This window comes from Bradyrhizobium sp. CSA207 (genome assembly GCF_029051685.1).
Classification (GTDB): Bacteria; Pseudomonadota; Alphaproteobacteria; order Rhizobiales; family Xanthobacteraceae; genus Bradyrhizobium.
Genome location: NZ_JAACFT010000002.1, coordinates 138,271 through 155,563, shown reverse-complemented (window position 1 = coordinate 155,563; position 17,293 = coordinate 138,271). Strand labels below are relative to the sequence as shown.

Annotated in this window: 13 protein-coding genes; 7 read left to right on the top strand and 6 right to left on the bottom strand. The window is 64.3% G+C overall.

Annotated elements, in window-relative coordinates; translation table 11 throughout:
- Positions 1-23 precede the first annotated feature (23 nt).
- The 3 genes from GWG65_RS02480 to GWG65_RS02470 all read left to right on the top strand — a co-directional run bounded on the left by GWG65_RS02480 (position 24) and on the right by GWG65_RS02470 (position 6,581).
- Positions 24-1,085, top strand: coding sequence for an MBL fold metallo-hydrolase (locus tag GWG65_RS02480; protein ID WP_275193726.1), 1,062 nt, complete (start codon positions 24-26; stop codon positions 1,083-1,085).
- A gap of 234 nt (positions 1,086-1,319) precedes the next feature.
- Positions 1,320-2,549, top strand: coding sequence for a 5-aminolevulinate synthase (gene hemA, locus GWG65_RS02475; RefSeq protein WP_275193725.1), 1,230 nt, complete (start codon positions 1,320-1,322; stop codon positions 2,547-2,549).
- Between the two features lie 522 nt (positions 2,550-3,071).
- Complete coding sequence (locus GWG65_RS02470) at positions 3,072-6,581, top strand: hybrid sensor histidine kinase/response regulator (RefSeq protein WP_275193724.1); 3,510 nt, start codon at positions 3,072-3,074, stop codon at positions 6,579-6,581.
- A gap of 39 nt (positions 6,582-6,620) precedes the next feature.
- Here GWG65_RS02470 and GWG65_RS02465 read toward each other — a convergent pair whose 3' ends face one another.
- From GWG65_RS02465 to GWG65_RS02455, 3 genes are all read right to left on the bottom strand, one after another.
- Complete coding sequence (locus GWG65_RS02465; protein WP_275193930.1) at positions 6,621-7,184, bottom strand: cytochrome P460 family protein; 564 nt, start codon at positions 7,182-7,184, stop codon at positions 6,621-6,623.
- Between the two features lie 71 nt (positions 7,185-7,255).
- Positions 7,256-8,287 (bottom strand): alpha/beta hydrolase, encoded by a 1,032-nt coding sequence (locus tag GWG65_RS02460; RefSeq protein ID WP_275193723.1) that lies wholly within the window; start codon positions 8,285-8,287, stop codon positions 7,256-7,258.
- A 71-nt stretch (positions 8,288-8,358) separates the two neighbouring features.
- A complete protein-coding gene (locus GWG65_RS02455; RefSeq protein ID WP_275193722.1) occupies positions 8,359-8,778 on the bottom strand; it encodes an organic hydroperoxide resistance protein in 420 nt (139 codons plus the stop codon).
- Positions 8,779-8,964: 186 nt separating this feature from the next.
- On the opposite strand from GWG65_RS02455, the gene GWG65_RS02450 reads away from it, so the two are divergent.
- The gene (locus GWG65_RS02450; protein WP_275193721.1) at positions 8,965-11,805 is read left to right on the top strand and encodes a winged helix-turn-helix domain-containing protein; all 2,841 of its coding nucleotides are present in this window, start codon (positions 8,965-8,967) and stop codon (positions 11,803-11,805) included.
- Positions 11,806-11,810: 5 nt separating this feature from the next.
- On the opposite strand, the gene GWG65_RS02445 is transcribed toward GWG65_RS02450, so the two are convergent.
- Positions 11,811-12,482 (bottom strand): response regulator transcription factor, encoded by a 672-nt coding sequence (locus tag GWG65_RS02445; protein WP_275193720.1) that lies wholly within the window; start codon positions 12,480-12,482, stop codon positions 11,811-11,813.
- A 343-nt stretch (positions 12,483-12,825) separates the two neighbouring features.
- Between GWG65_RS02445 and GWG65_RS02440 the strand changes: the two genes are divergently transcribed.
- Positions 12,826-14,451, top strand: a complete 1,626-nt coding sequence (locus tag GWG65_RS02440; protein ID WP_275193719.1) for an MFS transporter — start codon at positions 12,826-12,828, stop codon at positions 14,449-14,451.
- A 77-nt stretch (positions 14,452-14,528) separates the two neighbouring features.
- On the opposite strand, the gene GWG65_RS02435 is transcribed toward GWG65_RS02440, so the two are convergent.
- On the bottom strand, positions 14,529-15,008 hold the full coding sequence (locus tag GWG65_RS02435; protein ID WP_275193718.1) for a secondary thiamine-phosphate synthase enzyme YjbQ: 480 nt from the start codon (positions 15,006-15,008) through the stop codon (positions 14,529-14,531).
- A gap of 150 nt (positions 15,009-15,158) precedes the next feature.
- A complete protein-coding gene (locus GWG65_RS02430) occupies positions 15,159-15,680 on the bottom strand; it encodes a hypothetical protein (RefSeq protein ID WP_275193717.1) in 522 nt (173 codons plus the stop codon).
- A 359-nt stretch (positions 15,681-16,039) separates the two neighbouring features.
- Here GWG65_RS02430 and GWG65_RS02425 point away from each other — a divergent pair, with 359 nt between their 5' ends.
- Together GWG65_RS02425 and GWG65_RS02420 are read left to right on the top strand one after the other, a co-directional pair.
- The gene (locus GWG65_RS02425) at positions 16,040-16,414 is read left to right on the top strand and encodes an AtpZ/AtpI family protein (RefSeq protein ID WP_148742268.1); all 375 of its coding nucleotides are present in this window, start codon (positions 16,040-16,042) and stop codon (positions 16,412-16,414) included.
- A gap of 113 nt (positions 16,415-16,527) precedes the next feature.
- Complete coding sequence (locus GWG65_RS02420; protein WP_275193716.1) at positions 16,528-17,277, top strand: F0F1 ATP synthase subunit A; 750 nt, start codon at positions 16,528-16,530, stop codon at positions 17,275-17,277.
- The last annotated feature ends 16 nt before the right edge of the window (positions 17,278-17,293 follow it).

The window sequence follows — 17,293 nt, the reverse complement described above, 5'->3', positions numbered from 1 at the left end:
GCCAGTGGGTTTAAGCCGGTGGCATGAACTCAAAAGCCGACATTGTGCAGTCCTCCGCCGAGGCTCTGCGCTACCCCTGGGACCAGCATCCCGGCCCCGAAGAGGTCGTGGAGGTGAAGCCGGGCGTGCTGTGGGTGCGGCTGAAATTGCCGTTCCGCCTCAACCACGTGAACATCTACCTGCTAGCCGACGGCGACGGCTATGCGATGGTCGACGCCGGCTTCGGCAACGAGGAAACGATCGAGGCCTGGACCAAGCTGTTCGACGGACCGCTGAAGGGCGTCCACATCACCCGGCTGATCGTGACCCATTCGCACCCCGACCATGTCGGGCTCGCGGGGTGGATCGTCGAGCGTTTCAGCTGTCCGCTCCTGATGTCGCAGGTCGAATATCTGCAATCGGTCTATCACCAGAACCGCGGCACCGAGGAGCGGCGCGAGGCGCAACGGCTGTTCTTCCGCCGTCACGGCATGGACGAAGACCTGACCGACAAGCTGCTCGGGCGCGGCCAGGATTATCTCAAGCGCGTCTCGGTGCTGCCGCCGTCCTACCGCCGCATCTCGCATGGCGACGAGGTCGTGATCGGCACGCGGCGCTTCAAGGTGATCACCGGCGGCGGCCACGCGCTCGACCAGGTGATGCTGTATTGCGCCGACGACAAGCTGTTCCTTTCCGCCGACCAGGTGCTGAGCAAGATCTCCCCCAATGTCAGCGTCTGGGCGGTCGAGCCCGACCAGAATTCGCTTGGCGAATATCTGGCCTCGCTGGCAAGCCTCACCACCACGCTGCCCTATGACCTCTTGGTGCTGCCCGGCCACGGCGTGCCGTTCTATGGGCTGAAGACCCGCATCAAGCAGCTCGCCGATCACCACGAGGACCGCTGCCGGCTGATTGCGGAGGCCTGCCGCGAGGTGCCGCAGACGTCGCGGGAGCTGGTGCCGGTGGTGTTCAACAAGTACCCCCTCGACGTGCACCAGATGGGCTTCGCCTCCGGCGAACTGATCGCCCATGTCAACTACATGCTGGTCGAGGGCCGGTTGACCGCTGAGACCGCCGACAGCGTGCTGCGCTTCAGGACGACGTGAGCGCTGCCTTCATTTCGCTATTTGACCGTCGAGACCGACCGGGACGCCGCTATCGCACAGCAACATGGGCGATACCGTCGGCACTTTTGACCCACATCAAGCCACCGTGCGCCCGATAGGGCATTTTGCCCAGATGCCCCACAGGCCCAAATGTGGGATAGCGCATAGACATTAGAGCTGGAAAAGCTCTAAGAAGATACGAGCCCTTGGTCAGGTTCCGTGCAGGTTTTGCCGATGGATTACAGCCAGTTCTTCAATTCCGCCCTTGATCGTCTGCACACCGAGCGGCGCTACCGCGTGTTCGCCGATCTCGAGCGTATCGCCGGCCGGTTCCCGCATGCGCTCTGGCACTCACCCAAGGGCAAGCGCGACGTCGTGATCTGGTGCTCCAACGATTATCTCGGCATGGGCCAGCATCCGAAAGTGGTCGGCGCCATGGTCGAGACCGCGACCCGCGTCGGCACCGGCGCAGGCGGCACCCGCAACATCGCCGGCACGCATCATCCGCTGGTGCAGCTCGAAGCCGAACTCGCCGATCTTCACGGCAAGGAAGCCTCGCTGCTGTTCACTTCGGGCTATGTCTCGAACCAGACCGGCATCGCGACCATCGCAAAACTGATTCCGAACTGCCTGATCCTATCGGACGAGCTCAACCACAATTCGATGATCGAGGGCATCCGCCAGTCCGGCTGCGAGCGGATGGTGTTCCGGCACAATGATCTCGCCGATCTCGAGGCGCTGCTGAAAGCGGCCGGTCCGAACCGGCCGAAGCTGATCGCCTGCGAGAGCCTCTATTCCATGGACGGCGACGTCGCGCCGCTGGCAAAAATCTGCGATCTCGCCGAGAAATATGGCGCGATGACCTATGTCGACGAGGTCCACGCTGTCGGCATGTACGGCCCCCGCGGCGGCGGTATCGCCGAGCGTGACGGCGTGATGCATCGCATCGACGTGCTCGAAGGCACGCTCGCCAAGGCCTTCGGCTGCCTCGGCGGCTACATCGCCGCCAACGGCCAGATCATCGACGCCGTGCGCTCCTACGCACCGGGCTTCATCTTCACCACCGCCCTGCCGCCGGCGATCTGCTCGGCCGCGACCGCGGCGATCAAGCATCTGAAGACCTCGAGCTGGGAACGCGAGCGCCACCAGGACCGCGCCGCCCGCGTCAAGGCGATCCTCAATGCCGCTGGCCTGCCTGTGATGTCGAACGACACCCATATCGTGCCGCTGTTCATCGGCAATGCCGAGAAGTGCAAGCAGGCCTCCGACCTGCTGCTCGAAGAGCACGGCATCTACATCCAGCCGATCAACTATCCGACCGTCGCCAAAGGCACCGAACGCCTGCGCATCACGCCCTCGCCCTATCATGACGACGGCCTGATCGATCAGCTCGCGGAAGCCTTGCTCCAAGTGTGGGACCGCATCGGTCTGCCATTGCGCGAGAAATCGCTGGCGGCGGAGTAGGATCTTTTTCACCCTCCCCTGGAGGGCAGGGCAATCGCATTTGAAAAAGAAGTCGATGTGCTGTTTCCTTGTGGCCCATCCTTCGAGACGCCCGCTTTGGCGAGCTCCTCAGGATGAGGTCTTGTTTCGCGGCGAAATCTTAGACCCTCATGGTGAGGAGCCCGCCAAAGCGGGCGTCTCGAACCAAGCAGGCTGAGCACTTTCATGACCTCTCAAGTGCCCTATGCGATTGCCCTGCCCTAGAGGGCGAGGGTCGAGCGCGCGTAGCGCGAGCGGGGTGGGGTGACGGTCTCTCCATTGAGGCGGTCTCCGTGTTGAGAGATCACCCCGCTTCGCTGCATGCGAAGCGACCCTCCCCCTCCAGGGGAGGGCAAGTATCGGCAAGCCCCGCGGCTTAACGACAATGCCAGTTCCCGCGCCGTCCGGGCATTTCGCTGTCGCTTGCGCCTGCCCGACGCGCTAGATTTGGAGGGAAAATGAGATCGGGCGCGGAGCTGTCGCGCCCTGGGAGAGCTCTCCGCAATGCTCCACGACTGGGGCGTGATCGCCGCCGCCTTCGGCTATATCGGCTTTCTGTTCCTGGTAGCGAGCCACGGCGACCGCCGCTCGCCGGCCGGGCGCGGCCGCGCTTCGGGGCTGATCTATCCACTGTCGCTGGCGATCTACTGCACCTCCTGGACCTTCTTCGGATCCGTGGGCTTTGCCACCCGCACCTCGACCGACTTCCTCGCGATCTATGTCGGCCCGATCCTGATGATCGGGCTCGGCACCGGCGTGCTGCGCCGCGTGATCCAGCTCGCGAAGGCTCACAACATCACCTCGATCGCCGACTTCATCGGCGCGCGCTACGGCAAGAGCCAGGCGGTGGCCGCAACAGTGGCGCTGATCGCGATCATCGGCTCGGTGCCCTACATCGCGCTGCAGCTCAAGGCGGTCGCCTCCTCGCTCGAAACCATTCTGAGCGAGGACCAGGCGTTCTCGCACATCCCGATCCTCGGCGACGTGGCGCTGATGGTGACGCTGGCGATGGCGGCCTTTGCCGTGCTGTTCGGCACGCGGCAGACCGACGCCACCGAGCACCAGCACGGCCTGATGCTGGCGATCGCGACCGAATCCATCATCAAGCTGTTCGCCTTCCTCGCCGCCGGCATCTTCGTCACCTTCTGGATGTTCTCGCCGCACGAGTTGGTCGAGCGCGCCATGAAGACGCCGGAGGCGGTGCGAGCGATCAACTATTCGCCGTCGATCGGCAACTTCCTCACCATGACGCTGCTGTCGCTCTGCGCGATCATGCTGCTGCCGCGCCAGTTCCATGTCAGCGTGGTCGAAAACTCCTCGGATGCCGAGGTCGGCCGCGCGCGCTGGCTGTTTCCGCTCTATCTGGTCGCGATCAATTTGTTCGTGATCCCGATCGCGCTCGCCGGTCTCGTCACCTTCCCGTTCGGCGTGGCCGACCCCGACATGTATGTGCTGGCGCTGCCGATCGAGGGCGGCGCGAACCTGCTCAGCGTCGCCGTCTTCGTCGGCGGCCTGTCGGCCGCGACCGCGATGGTGATCGTCGAATGCGTCGCGCTCTCGATCATGGTCTCGAACGACCTCGTTGTGCCGCTGGTGCTAAAACGACGGCCGGAAGGGCGCACCGGCGGCGCCGATTTCAGCGACTTCCTGCTGCGCTCGCGCCGGCTCGCGATCTTCGCCATCATGGTGATGGCCTATTTCTATTACCGCGCGCTCGGCAACACTCAGCTCGTGGCGATTGGCCTGCTTTCCTTTGCCGCCATCGCCCAGCTTGCACCCAGCTTTTTCGGCGGGCTGTTGTGGCGGCGCGCCACCGCGCGTGGCGCCATCGGCGGCATGCTGGTCGGCTTCGCGGTTTGGCTCTACACACTGTTCATTCCGAGCTTCATGGACACCTCGACTTCAGGAATCCTGTTGCTCCAGCACGGGCCGTTCGGGATCGAGGCGCTGCGGCCGCAGGCGCTGTTCGGCGCCGACCTGCCGCCGCTGATGCATGGCGTCATCTGGTCGCTCTCGCTCAATATCCTCACCTATGTGCTGTTGTCGCTGGCGCGGCGGCCGAGCTCCATCGAGCTGGTGCAGGCCGATCTGTTCGTGCCCGACACGCTCGCCCCGATCTCTCCGAACTTCCGCCGCTGGCGCACCACCGTCACGGTGCAGGACATCCAGACCACCGTCGCGCAATATCTCGGTCCCGACCGCGCCCGGCATTCGTTCGAGGCGTTTTCGGCCCGGCGCAATGTGCGGCTGGAGCACGCGGCGCCCGCCGATTTCGAGCTGTTGCAGCACGCCGAGCACCTGATCGCCTCCTCGATCGGCGCGGCCTCCTCCCGGCTGGTGATGTCGCTGCTGCTGCGCAAGCGAACGGTTTCTGCAAAAGCGGCGCTGAAGCTGCTCGACGATTCCCATGCCGCGCTGCATTTCAACCGCGAGATCCTTCAGACCGCGCTCAACCACGTGCGCCAGGGCATCGCGGTGTTCGATGCCGACCTGCAACTGATCTGCTCAAACCGGCAGTTTGGCGATCTGCTCCACGTGCCGCCGCATTTCATCCAGTTCGGCACGCCCCTGCGTGAAATCCTGGAATTCATGGGCGTGAGCGAACCGGCCGATCCGATCGAGCGCGAGGCGATGCTGGAGCGCCGGCTCGCCGCCTACACCACCGACAGCGAGCCTTATCTCGAGCGCCTGCCCGACCGCCACATGGTGATCGAGATCTTGACCAACCGCATGCCTGGCGGCGGCTTCGTGATCACCTTCACCGACGTCACGCCCACGTTCGAGGCGGCCGAAGCGCTGGAGCGCGCCAATGCAACGCTGGAAAAGCGGGTGCGCGACCGCACCGAGGAGCTGACCCGGCTGAATTCGGAGCTGGCGCTGGCCAAGAGCGCGGCCGAAGACGCCAGCATCTCCAAGACTCGCTTCCTGGCGGCAGCCAGCCACGACATCCTCCAGCCGCTGAACGCGGCGCGGCTCTATGTCACCAGCCTGGTCGAGCGCCAGCATAGCGGCGAGGAGACGCGGCTGGTCGAGAACATCGACGAGTCGCTGCAGGCGATCGAGGAGATCCTCGGCGCGCTGCTCGACATCTCGCGGCTGGATGCCGGCGCGATGACCACCTCGATCTCGAGCTTCAAGATGGCCGATTTGATGCGCTCGCTGGAGATCGAGTTCGCACCGATCGCGCGCGCCAAGAACCTGGAGCTGGCCTTCGTGCCCTGCTCGCTGCCGGTCGAGTCGGACCGGCTGTTGCTGCGGCGGCTGCTGCAGAACTTGATCTCCAACGCGATCAAATACACCCCGCGCGGGCGCGTGCTGGTCGGCTGCCGCCGCCGTGGCGCCTCGCTCAAGATCTGCGTCTACGACACCGGCGTCGGCATTCCGCCGGTCAAGCGCGGCGAGATCTTCAAGGAATTCCACCGCCTGGAGCAGGGCGCGCGGATCGCGCGCGGACTGGGGCTCGGGCTGTCGATCGTCGAGCGCCTCGCGCGCGTGCTCAACCACGGCATCGCCATCGACTCCAATGCGGGCGGCGGCTCGGTGTTCTCGGTGACGGTGCCGACGGCGAAGGCGATCACCCACACCGCCGCCGTCACCAGCGCGACGCCGCTCGCACGCACACCGATCTCGGGCGCGCTGATCGTGTGCATCGAGAACGATGCAGCGATCCTCGACGGCATGCGCACGCTGCTGAAGGCCTGGGACGCCGAGGTGATCGCGGTGGCCGATCCCGAGGGCGCGATCGCCGCCATCGAAGCCGCCGGGAGACGCGTCACCGGCCTGCTCGTCGATTATCACCTCGACCGCGGCAATGGCATCGCCGCCATCCGCGACATCCGCCGCCGCTTCGGCGATACTATCCCGGCGATCCTGATCACCGCCGACCGCAGCCCGGCCGTGCAGGTGGCTGCACGGGATGAAAAGGTCGCGGTGCTCAACAAGCCGGTCAAGCCGGCGTCTCTCCGCGCCCTGCTCGGTCAGTGGCGCACGCAGCAGATGGTGGCGGCGGAGTGAAGTCAGTCTTGTTGCGAAGGGTCGACAGGCCGCCAGCGATCAAGGCGCAAGCCGCGTGAAAACGTAATCGTGCCCCTTCGCCCGGGCTTCGTGGCAGGCAAAGCAGGTGCGGTGCTGGGCCTCGTCGACCGGCTTGCCGTTGATGAAGCGGCCAAAACCCCAGCCGCCGGTCGCGGCATATTTCTGCGAATCCTTCACCATCACCTGGACCGTGGTGGCCGCGCCGGGAATCGTCGCGGACGCAAAGTCGGGTGACTGCTGCCGCTTCCAGGCGCGCTTGACCAGAACGGTACCGTCGGAGAATGGAAGTTTGCCGTCCTGATAGGCATTGATCGCGATCTTGTTGCCGATGACGGCGCGAAGCTCGTTCAATGGAGCCACCTCCTCGGCCGGCGCGATCAGCTCCCATTGCCTGTAGCCTTCGGGAATAATGACGCCGAAGATCGGCGAAGCATCCCTGGCGTCGCGTTGCGCCGGCCCCTGCGCAAGCGCAATCGTCACCAGATATGGCACGCATGTCAGGAGGACGACGAGAAGGACCATGGCCAGCACGATGACCGTGGCATGGGGAAATCTTTTCTTTTCGGGTTTAGTCGGCATCATGGCATTCATCAGGCTGAGCTCGTGGGACGATACCCGGTCCAGCTGCGCCGGACCGGGGCATTGAAAATTTCTCAGGCGCCGCCGTCGGCGTCGACAACTGCCTTGGCAAAGGCCTTCGGCGCTTCCTGCGGCAGGTTGTGACCGATGCCGCCGGTGATCAGGCGATGCTCGAACCGGCCCGAGAACTTCTTGGCATAGGCGCTGACGTCTGGGTGCGGCGCGCCGTTGGCGTCGCCTTCGAGCGTGATCGTCGGCACGTCGATGTCGGGCGTTGCCGCAATCTTCTTTTCGAGCTGCTCGTATTTCGCTTCGCCCTGGGCTAGCCCCAGCCGCCAGCGGTAATTATGGATCGTGATCGCGACATGATCCTTGTTGTCGAAGGCCGCGGCGCTGCGGTCGAAGGTGGCGTCGTCGAACTTCCACTGCGGTGATGCGATCTTCCAGATCAGCTTTGCGAAATCGTGCGTGTACTTCTCGTACCCGGCGCGGCCGCGCTCGGTCGCGAAATAGAACTGGTACCACCATTGCAGTTCGGCCCGCGGCGGCAGCGGCGTGGCTCCGGCCGCCTCGCCGGAGATCAGATAGCCGCTGACCGACACCAGCGCACGGCAGCGCTCGGGCCACAGTGCGGCGATGATACCTGCGGTTCGTGCGCCCCAGTCGAATCCGGCAACGACCGCTTTCTTGATATTGAGCGCATCCATCAGCGCGATGATATCGACGGCCATCGCCGCCGGCTCGCCGTTGCGCAGCGTCTCGCTGGAGAGGAAGTGCGTCGTACCGTAGCCGCGCAGGTACGGGATGATCACGCGATAGCCGGCCTGCGCCAGGATCGGCGCGACATCGACGAAGCTGTGAATGTCGTAGGGCCAGCCGTGGAGCAGGATCGCCACAGGGCCGGTAGCGGGACCGACCTCCGCATAGCCGACGTTGAGGACGCCGGCATCGACCTGCTTGATCGCGCCGAAGGACGCATTGGTTGCGGACGATCGCGCCGCTTCCGATTCGGCGCGCGCGAGGTCGATCACGCCGAGACCAATCGCAACGGTTCCGGCTGCGACTCCGAGAAACTGGCGCCGGTGCTGGTCGATAAACTGCTTCATCTTGATACTGCCATGTTGATGATGGGTGCTATTCCGGCCGACGATGTCGGTGGAATTCGGTGATCGGCACGTCAGATCAGGTCGAGGGTGACATCGATGTTGCCGCGGACGGCCTTGGAATAGGGGCAGGTTCGGTGCGCCTCGTTGATGAGATCGCGCGCGATGTCGCGGTCGAGCCCGGGCAGGCTGACATTGAGGCGCGCACGCAGAAAGTAAGCGTCCTGGTCGAGGAGGAGGTCGACCTCGGCGTCGATCGCGCATTTCCTGGGGAATGCGATCTTGCGCTTGCGGGCCGCGATCTCCATGGCGCCTTCGAAGCAGGCGGACCAGCCGGCCGCGAACAATTGCTCGGGATTGGTGCCGATGCCGGCGCCGCCCGGCGGCGACAGCCTCACGTCGAGACGACCGTCGGAGCTGCGCGACATGCCGTCCTGCCGCCCGCCAGCGGTTTGGGTGCGGGCCGTGTAGAGCAGTTTTGCCGTCTGGCTCATGAGGATCTCCTTGCCGTCGCGCAATGCCTAGCAGCCGCCTTAGCGGCACACCCGTTTGGTCTTGTGAGAAGTTGTGAGGCCATGCGGAACCCGCGATTGCGAGGCTCTGATCACGATGCAAGGCCGGCCTTGCTGGATCGCGGTCCGCTGGCTATCCGGGTTCTCTCAAATGGGACAGACTTTGCCATGACTGAGCCGGCAGGGCCCACGGCAGGAATGCTATCGTTCGGGCCATTCACCGTGACGCCGCAGGAGAGGCTCGTGACGCGCGAGGGCATCGTGCTGCCGCTCGGCGCGAGGAGCTTCGATACGTTGATCGCATTGATGTCGCGGCCGAACGAGGTGGTCAGCAAGTTGGAGCTGATGGACCTGGTCTGGCCCGGCATGATCGTCGAGGAAGCGAACTTACGCTTTCACATCGCGGCCCTTCGGAAAGCTCTGGGCGACGGCAAGGACGGCGCCCGCTACATCACAACGCTGTCCGGGCGCGGCTATTGCTTCGTGGCGTCGATCTCGCAGAGCGGTCTTCCCGCACAACGCCGCGCTGCACCGCGGCCGGAATTGCCGCCCGTCAAACTTCCGAACCGGCTGCAGCGGATGGTCGGGCGAGACGATGCGATCGCCACCCTGTCGGAGAAGCTCATCGCGTCGCGCTTCGTCACGATCGTCGACCCGGGCGGCGTCGGCAAGACCGCAATTGCCGTGGCGATCGCTCACGACCTGCTCGAGACGTTCGCCGACGCCGCGCACTTCGTCGATCTTGCCGCGCTCAGCGATCCCGATCTCGTGATCACCTCGATCCTGCTGATGCTCGGCCTGCCGGCGCAGACCGACGATCCAATGCCCGCCTTGCTTGCGCATCTGCGTGACAAGAAGCTGCTGCTGATCCTGGACAATTGCGAGCACGTCATCGCGGCGGCCGCGCCTCTGGCTGCGGAGATATTTCGGGCCGCGCCGCAGGTTCATATCCTGGCCACCAGCCGGGAAGCCCTGCGCGTCGAGGGCGAGCAGGTCTGTCGATTGACGCCGCTTGCCGTTCCGCCCGATGGCCCCGGACTGACAGCCGCCGTCGCGCAGACCTATTCCGCGCTGGAACTGTTTCTTGAACGCGCGACAGCCGGCGGCGCGCAGATCACGCTCGACGATACCAATGCCGCCATCGTCGCTGGCATCTGCCGCAAGCTCGACGGCATGGCCCTGGCGATCGAGCTCGCCGCCGGCCGGGTCGAAGCCTACGGACTGAAGCAGACCGCGGCGCTGCTGGATGAACGCCTCAACCTGCTCTGGCAGGGTCAGCGCACCGCGCCGCCGCGGCAGAAGACGCTGCAAGCTACGCTGGACTGGAGCTACGGGCTCCTGTCCGAGGTCGAACGCCTCGTGCTGCGCAGACTCGCGGTCTTCGCCGGGCATTTCACCATCGACGCCGCGCTCGAGGTCGTACCGGACGAACGCGTCGACCGCGCCCGGCTGTTCGAAGCCATCGACAGCCTCGTCGCCAAGTCGATGGTGGCGCCGCGGCCGATCGGCGCGATGATGCGCTACCGCCTGCTGGACACGACGCGCGCCTATCTGCTCGAGATCGCGCGAGACGAAGCTGCACTCGCCGCCCGCCACGCCAACTACTACCGGCGATGGCTGGAACAGGCCGGCACGACGTGGGCGACGGTGCCAAGCGCCGACGAGCGCGCGATCCATTTCTCCGCACTTCACAATGTGCGCGCCGCGCTGGACTGGAGTTTTGGGACCGGCGGCGACGCCGGCATCGGAGTCGCTCTCGCCGCCGCCGCGGCACCAATTTTTCTGGCGATGTCCCTGCTCATCGAGTGCAGGCGCTGGTCCGAGCGGGCGTTGCTTGCGATTGATCCTGGCGCACGCGGCAGTGCCGCGGAAATGCACCTCCAGGCCGCTCTCGGACTGACCTTGATGTTCACGCGTGGCGGCAGCGAGGCCGCGCGCAACGCCCTGACCAGAAGCCTGGCGATCGCCGAGACGCGCGGCGACGCCCCGAATCAGCTCCAGTTGCTCGGCCGGATGCACATCTTCCACGAGCGCATCGGACAGTTCGACGCAGCGCTTGGCTATGCGCAGCAAAGCCTCGTCGTCGCCGAAGGGCTGGGCGATCCAGCCTCCATGGCTCTCGCCCATTCACTGCTGGGTGTCTCGCTGCATCTGGCCGGCGAGCATTGCGACGCGCTGAAGATGCTGGAGCTCGCCTGGGAAGGGCCGGGCGCGGAACGGATCAGCACAGTCTATGGTTTCGATCATCGCAATCGGGCCGGCATCTCGCTTGCAAGAGAGCTTTGGCTGCAGGGCCAGCCGTCGCGTGCACGGCAACTGGCGCAGCAGACCGTGGCCGAGGCCGCCCAGATGGATCATCCGATCACGCTCTGCATCGCCTTGATCTGGGCGGTCTCGATCGATCTGTGGGGCGGAGACATCGACGGCGCGGAAGAAAACATCGATCGATTCATCGCTCACGCCGAGTCGCGCTCGATGGGCCCCTATCTCGCGGCCGGAAGAGGCGTCAAAGGCGAACTCGCGATCCGGCGCGGCAACGCCGCGATCGGCGTCGAGACGATCAGGCGCTGCCTCCAGGAACTTCACGATGCGGGCTACGAACTGCTCACCACGACGTTCAACATCGCGCTGGTTCATGGCCTTCTGGCCCTCGATCAGATCGACCAGAGCGCTCGCTTGGTCGACGATGCGATCCGTCTCGTCGAGCAAAGCGGCGATCATTTGTATATGCCTGAGCTGTTGCGCCTGAAGAGTAGGGTCTTGCTGTCCCTCCCCGAACCAAATGCCGGGCAAGCAGAAGTCTGCCTGATGCAGGCGCTGGAGCTAGGCCGCCGCAGAGGCGCCAGGGCCTGGGAACTGCGAGCGGCGATCGATCTTGCCCAGCTTCTCGCTGAACAGCACCGCCGCAAGGAAGCAAGGCTATTGCTCCAATCGGCGCTCGAAGGTTTCGTTGAAGGTTCCGAGACGGCTGATATCAGGGCAGCCAGCACACTCATGAAGACGCTGTAGCGGAATCACCCCGTCGGCGTACCCTGCGTCCACTGCCCGCCGGCGATCTTCGCGGCGGCGATCACAGCCTGGGTGCGGCTTTCGACACCGAGCTTTTGCAGGATCGCCGAGACATGGGCTTTGATGGTGGCTTCGGAGACACCGAGCTCGTAGGCGATCTGCTTGTTGAGGAGGCCCTCCGACAGCATCATCAGGACCCGCACCTGCTGCGGCGTCAGCGTCACCAGGCGGTCGCGCAGCCTGGTCATGTCGGGGTCGGCGGCGGCCGACAGGTCGGTGTCGGCAGGAACCCAAACATCCCCCTCCATGACCTTGAGGATCGCATCGCGCAGCGTCTCGACCCCGAAGCGCTTCGGAATGAAGCCGGAGGCGCCGAAATCGAGCGAGCGGCGGATCGTGGCGCTGTCGTCGGAGGCCGAGACGATGACCACCGGGATCGCGGGATATTGCGCGCGCAGATAGATCAGGCCGGAAAAGCCTGAAATCCCCGGCATCGAGAGGTCGAGCAGGATCAGGTCGACGTCGGACGTCTGTTCCAGGAGCCTGGTCAGATCCTCGAACGATCCGGCCTCATCGATCTTGGCCGAGGTCAGGACTCCGGCCACCGCCTGCCGAAGCGCATCGCGGAACAGCGGGTGATCATCGGCGATGACGAGATGGGTCGAGGGAGCGTTCATCGATCTCTTGCTATCGTTGGCGCCGGGCCAGTCAGCCGAATCCGGGTCGGCTCAATTCTTCCCCGACCGGCCGTGGCATGCAAGTGCACATTATCCCTTTGTAGCAAAGGGGTTAATTCACAGGCCGCGCGCTGCTGCGCGGCACCCGATACCCGCGCGTCAGGCGAGCGTCGGTGCGCAAGGCCGAAAGTCGTATTGGGGTCGGTTTCACGGCGATGTTACTTTAGCGGCAAGGCCCTGGTCGATCCGGGAGAATCCGGACGTCGGGGACATGAGGAAACACGTTTCGGGGAGCGATCGCAACATGTCGACAATGGCTGTGTCTCAGGCGCGCACAGGAGGTATGACGAAGGACGAACGTTTCGTCATTCTCGCCTCCTCGCTCGGTACCGTCTTCGAGTGGTACGACTTCTACCTCTACGGATCGCTGGCTTCGATCATCGGCGCGCAGTTCTTCTCGGCCTATCCGCCGGCGACGCGCGACATCTTCGCGCTGCTGGCGTTTGCTGCGGGCTTCCTGGTCCGCCCGTTCGGTGCCATCGTGTTCGGCCGTATCGGCGACATCGTCGGCCGCAAATACACCTTCCTTGTCACCATCCTGATCATGGGTCTCTCGACCTTCATCGTCGGCCTGCTGCCGAACGCCGCGACCATCGGCTTCGCAGCTCCCGTGATCCTGATCGCGTTGCGTCTCGCCCAGGGTCTCGCCCTCGGCGGCGAGTATGGCGGTGCGGCCACCTATGTCGCCGAGCATGCGCCGAACGGAAAGCGCGGCTACTACACCTCGTTCATCCAGACCACCGCGACGCTCGGCCTGTTCCTGTCGCTGCTGGTGATCCTGTTCACCCGTTCCGCGATCGGCGAAGCCGACTTCGCTGCGTGGGGCTGGCGCATCCCGTTCCTGGTCTCCGTGCTGCTGCTCGGCGTCTCGGTCTGGATCCGTCTCCGCCTCAATGAATCGCCGATCTTCCAGAAGATGAAGGACGAGGGCAAGAGCTCGAAGGCGCCGCTGACGGAGGCCTTCGCCAACTGGCAGAACGGCAAGCTCGTGCTGCTCGCGCTGCTCGGCGGCACGATGGGCCAGGGCGTGGTCTGGTACACCGGCCAGTTCTACGCGCTGTTCTTCCTGCAATCGATCCTGAAGGTCGACGGCTACACGGCGAACCTGCTGATCGCCTGGTCGCTCCTGTTCGGCACCGGCTTCTTCATCGTGTTCGGCGCGCTATCCGACAAGATTGGCCGCAAGCCGATCATCCTCGGCGGCTGCCTGATTGCGGCGCTGACCTTCTTCCCGATCTTCAAGATGATCACCAGCAATGCCAATCCGGCGCTGGAGAAGGCGATCGAGGCAACGAAGGTCGAGGTGGTGGCCGATCCCGCGGGCTGCGGCGATCTGTTCAACCCGGTCGGTACCCGCGTCTTCACCTCGCCTTGCGACACGGCACGCGCCTTCCTGTCGCAGTCGTCGGTCAAGTACGCAACGACCAGCGGCGCGGCCGGCTCCGGCGTCAAGGTTGTCGTCAACGGCAAGGACGTGGCCTACGCCAACGCCAAGGACAGCAACCCGGCGGTGCTCGCTGCGGTGCAGGCAGCCGGCTATCCCAAGACGGGTGACGCCGGCATCGTGAAGATGTCGAACCCGTTCGATATCTTCCGCCCGCAGGTCGCAGCGATCATCGGACTCTTGTTCATCCTGGTGATCTTCGTCACCATGGTCTACGGGCCGATCGCGGCGATGCTGGTCGAGCTGTTCCCGACCAAGATCCGCTACACCTCGATGTCGCTGCCGTATCACATCGGCAACGGCTGGTTCGGCGGCCTGTTGCCCGCGACCGCATTCGCGATCGTGGCCTCGAGCGGCGACATCTATGCGGGCCTCTGGTATCCGATCGCGTTCGCGGTGATCACCGCAGTGGTCGGCTTCCTGTTCCTCCCCGAGACCAAGGACGTCGACATCAAGTCGAACTGATCGCAGGATGCCGGCGTACGACGCCGGCGTCACGGACTACAAATCGGCCGCAGGCATCTGCGGCCGGTTTTGTTTTGTCACCGCGATGCGCCGATAAACTGCAGCACGACCTCGCGCCGATGCGGACGGCTACGATGCTCGATCAGATAGATCGCCTGCCAGGTGCCCAGCGCAAGCGCGCCGCCCAGGACCGGTACCTGCAACGAGGTCCCTGTCAGCATGGTCTTGATATGCGCCGGCATATCGTCCGGCCCTTCGGTGTCGTGAGTCCAGCCTGCATCTTCATCGTCCGGCGCGAGCCGCGCCAGCACCGTGGTGAGATCGACGAGCACGGAAGGATCGGCATTCTCCTGGATTGTCAGCGACGCCGAGGTGTGCCGGATAAACAGCGTCAGCGCGCCGTCCTGCGCATGAACGTCGGCGATGAAGTTCGCAGCTTCGGGCGTGAGGTCGATAAAGCCGCAGCCTGAGGTCTGCACCGTCAGCGTCGCGGTGCTGACGCTCGTGGCGTGCACCGTCAACGGTGTCGAGCGGGTCTGCGCTTTGGTTGAGGTCATGAAAGCTCTCGGTGCTTTTCCCCGGCAAAGGCCGGGGCACATACTCCCAAATGCCTGACGTGGCGAAAGGTGGCGACGCGCATCGGAAAAAACAGAGACGCCGCAGCGTATGGGTTCCGGCCTACGCCGGGATGCCGCCACAGAGACAATTCAAATCTTCCCCGACACATCCTTCTGGACGCGGCTCGCCATGTCGATCAGCCGCCGCCAGGCCTTTTCCAGGAACGACATCACGCGGTCGACGTCCTGGTCACTCGGCAGCGGGATCTCGATCTTGCGGTCACCGTCGGCAACCTTCGGCTTCGCCTTCTTCAACGGATCGGACTTCGGCAGCGCCTCGTCGACCTTGCCCGACACGGTCGGCGCAGTAGCGAGTTGGTCCTTCAGCTTGTCCACCTCGGCCTGGAGCCGGCCAATCTCGGCATCGAATGCGGCGCGCTCGTCAGGCACTGCGTAACAGGCCCAGCCGGTGCCGTTCTTCGTGCAGGTCGATATCGTGCCGGTGCGGGTGTCGAGCCGCAGCACGCCCTCCGGGATGGGCGTCATGGCGTAGCGGCCATTGTCGCTGTCGGGCGTGGATTGCGCGGCTACGAGGCCGCCGCTGATTGCAACCAGGGCGGCGAGCGCCAAGGCTGCAAGCCATGATGTTGTGGATGATTTCGCCGGTCTCATCGCGCTCTCCGCCACGGCGCTGCTGCTGCCTTTCCCGCAAGTCTACACCGCGGCGGCGGAATCCGCCGCCTAAACCGGTCAATGAAATCAACGCCCGCAGCGAGCCCTTTGATCCCGGCGCCATGGCGAAATGTCGGCCGCATCGGCAGATCGCGCGGGCAGCTGCTGCGCTGCGGCGTCACGCTGTGTGCGGCGCTGGCGCGCACGACAATATCATCAATTAAATCAAATGGATAATCGCAGACGACGCATTCGTGACCCGGCTTGACTTGATTATGTGTGCTCAGTATGGTCCGCGCGGCTTTTGAGGGTGGCGGACGTAATTTCCATTTGGGCGCGGCGTTTCGGGTCTTTGTTGCATGGCACAGAGCGCGGGACACGGCGAGAATGGAAACGGCGATAGATCGTCCGAGGAAGCTGCGCTTTCCGAACGGCTCGGAAGTCTTGACCAACGGTTGTCCGAATTACGCGACCGACGGATCAAGACCGAGCAACCCGCAGGTGACGGTGAAGACAGAGCGGCCAGAGCCTCGGCGATGGCGCTTGGTTTTCGGTTATCCTCCGAGTTGGTCGCCGGGGTCGTTGTCGGAGCGGGGATTGGCTGGGGTTTCGACCGCTTGCTGTCGACGTCGCCTTTCGGATTTATCGTGTTCCTGCTGCTGGGCTTCGTGGCCGGCGTGGTGAATGTGGTGAGAACGGCAGGTGCGGGTCAAAACAGGCGCGGTGGGTCGTAGCTGATCCGACCAGAGGAGAGGAACTGATCGTGCCGGCTTCGCCGGTACGGGCCGGCCCGGCCGGTAGACCGAGACCAGCCGGCTAGTCCGGCAGACCAAGAGATGCCGCGCTGATGAAAATCGATCCGATCCACCAGTTCAACATCGAGCCTCTCTTCACGATCGGCCATATCGGCAATCACACGATCGCCTTCACCAATTCGTCGCTCTATATGCTGGTGGCAGTGGCGGTGATCTCGCTCCTGATGCTCGCCAGCGGCACCCAGCTGGTTCCCGGGCGCCTCCAGTCGGTCGCCGAGATCTCCTACGAGTTCGTGGCGTCGACCATCCGTTCGACTGCCGGCTCGGAAGGCATGAAGTTCTTCCCGCTGATCTTCTCGCTGTTCATGTTCATCTGCGTCTCGAACCTGGTCGGCATCATCCCCTACACCTTCACGATCTCGAGCCATCTGATCGTCACCGCGGCGCTCGCGCTCTTGGTCTTCTTCACCGTCCTGATCTACGGCCTTTACAAGAACGGCCTGAAATTCTTCAAAATTTTCGTTCCCCACGGCGTCCCCATCTACATCCTGCCGCTGGTCATGTTCATCGAGATCCTGTCGTTCTTCCTGCGGCCGGTCTCCCACAGCGTTCGTCTGTTCGCCAACATGCTGGCCGGCCACATCGCGCTGAAGGTTTTCGCGGGCTTCGTCGCCATGCTCGGCGTCTCGCTCGGCGCCATCGGCTGGATCGGCGGCGTGCTGCCGCTGGCGCTCACGGTCGCGCTGACTGCCCTCGAACTGCTGGTCGCGTTCCTCCAGGCTTACGTGTTCGCGATCCTGACCTGCATCTACCTCAACGACGCCATTCATCCGGGACACTGAGCGGTCCGGGGAATTC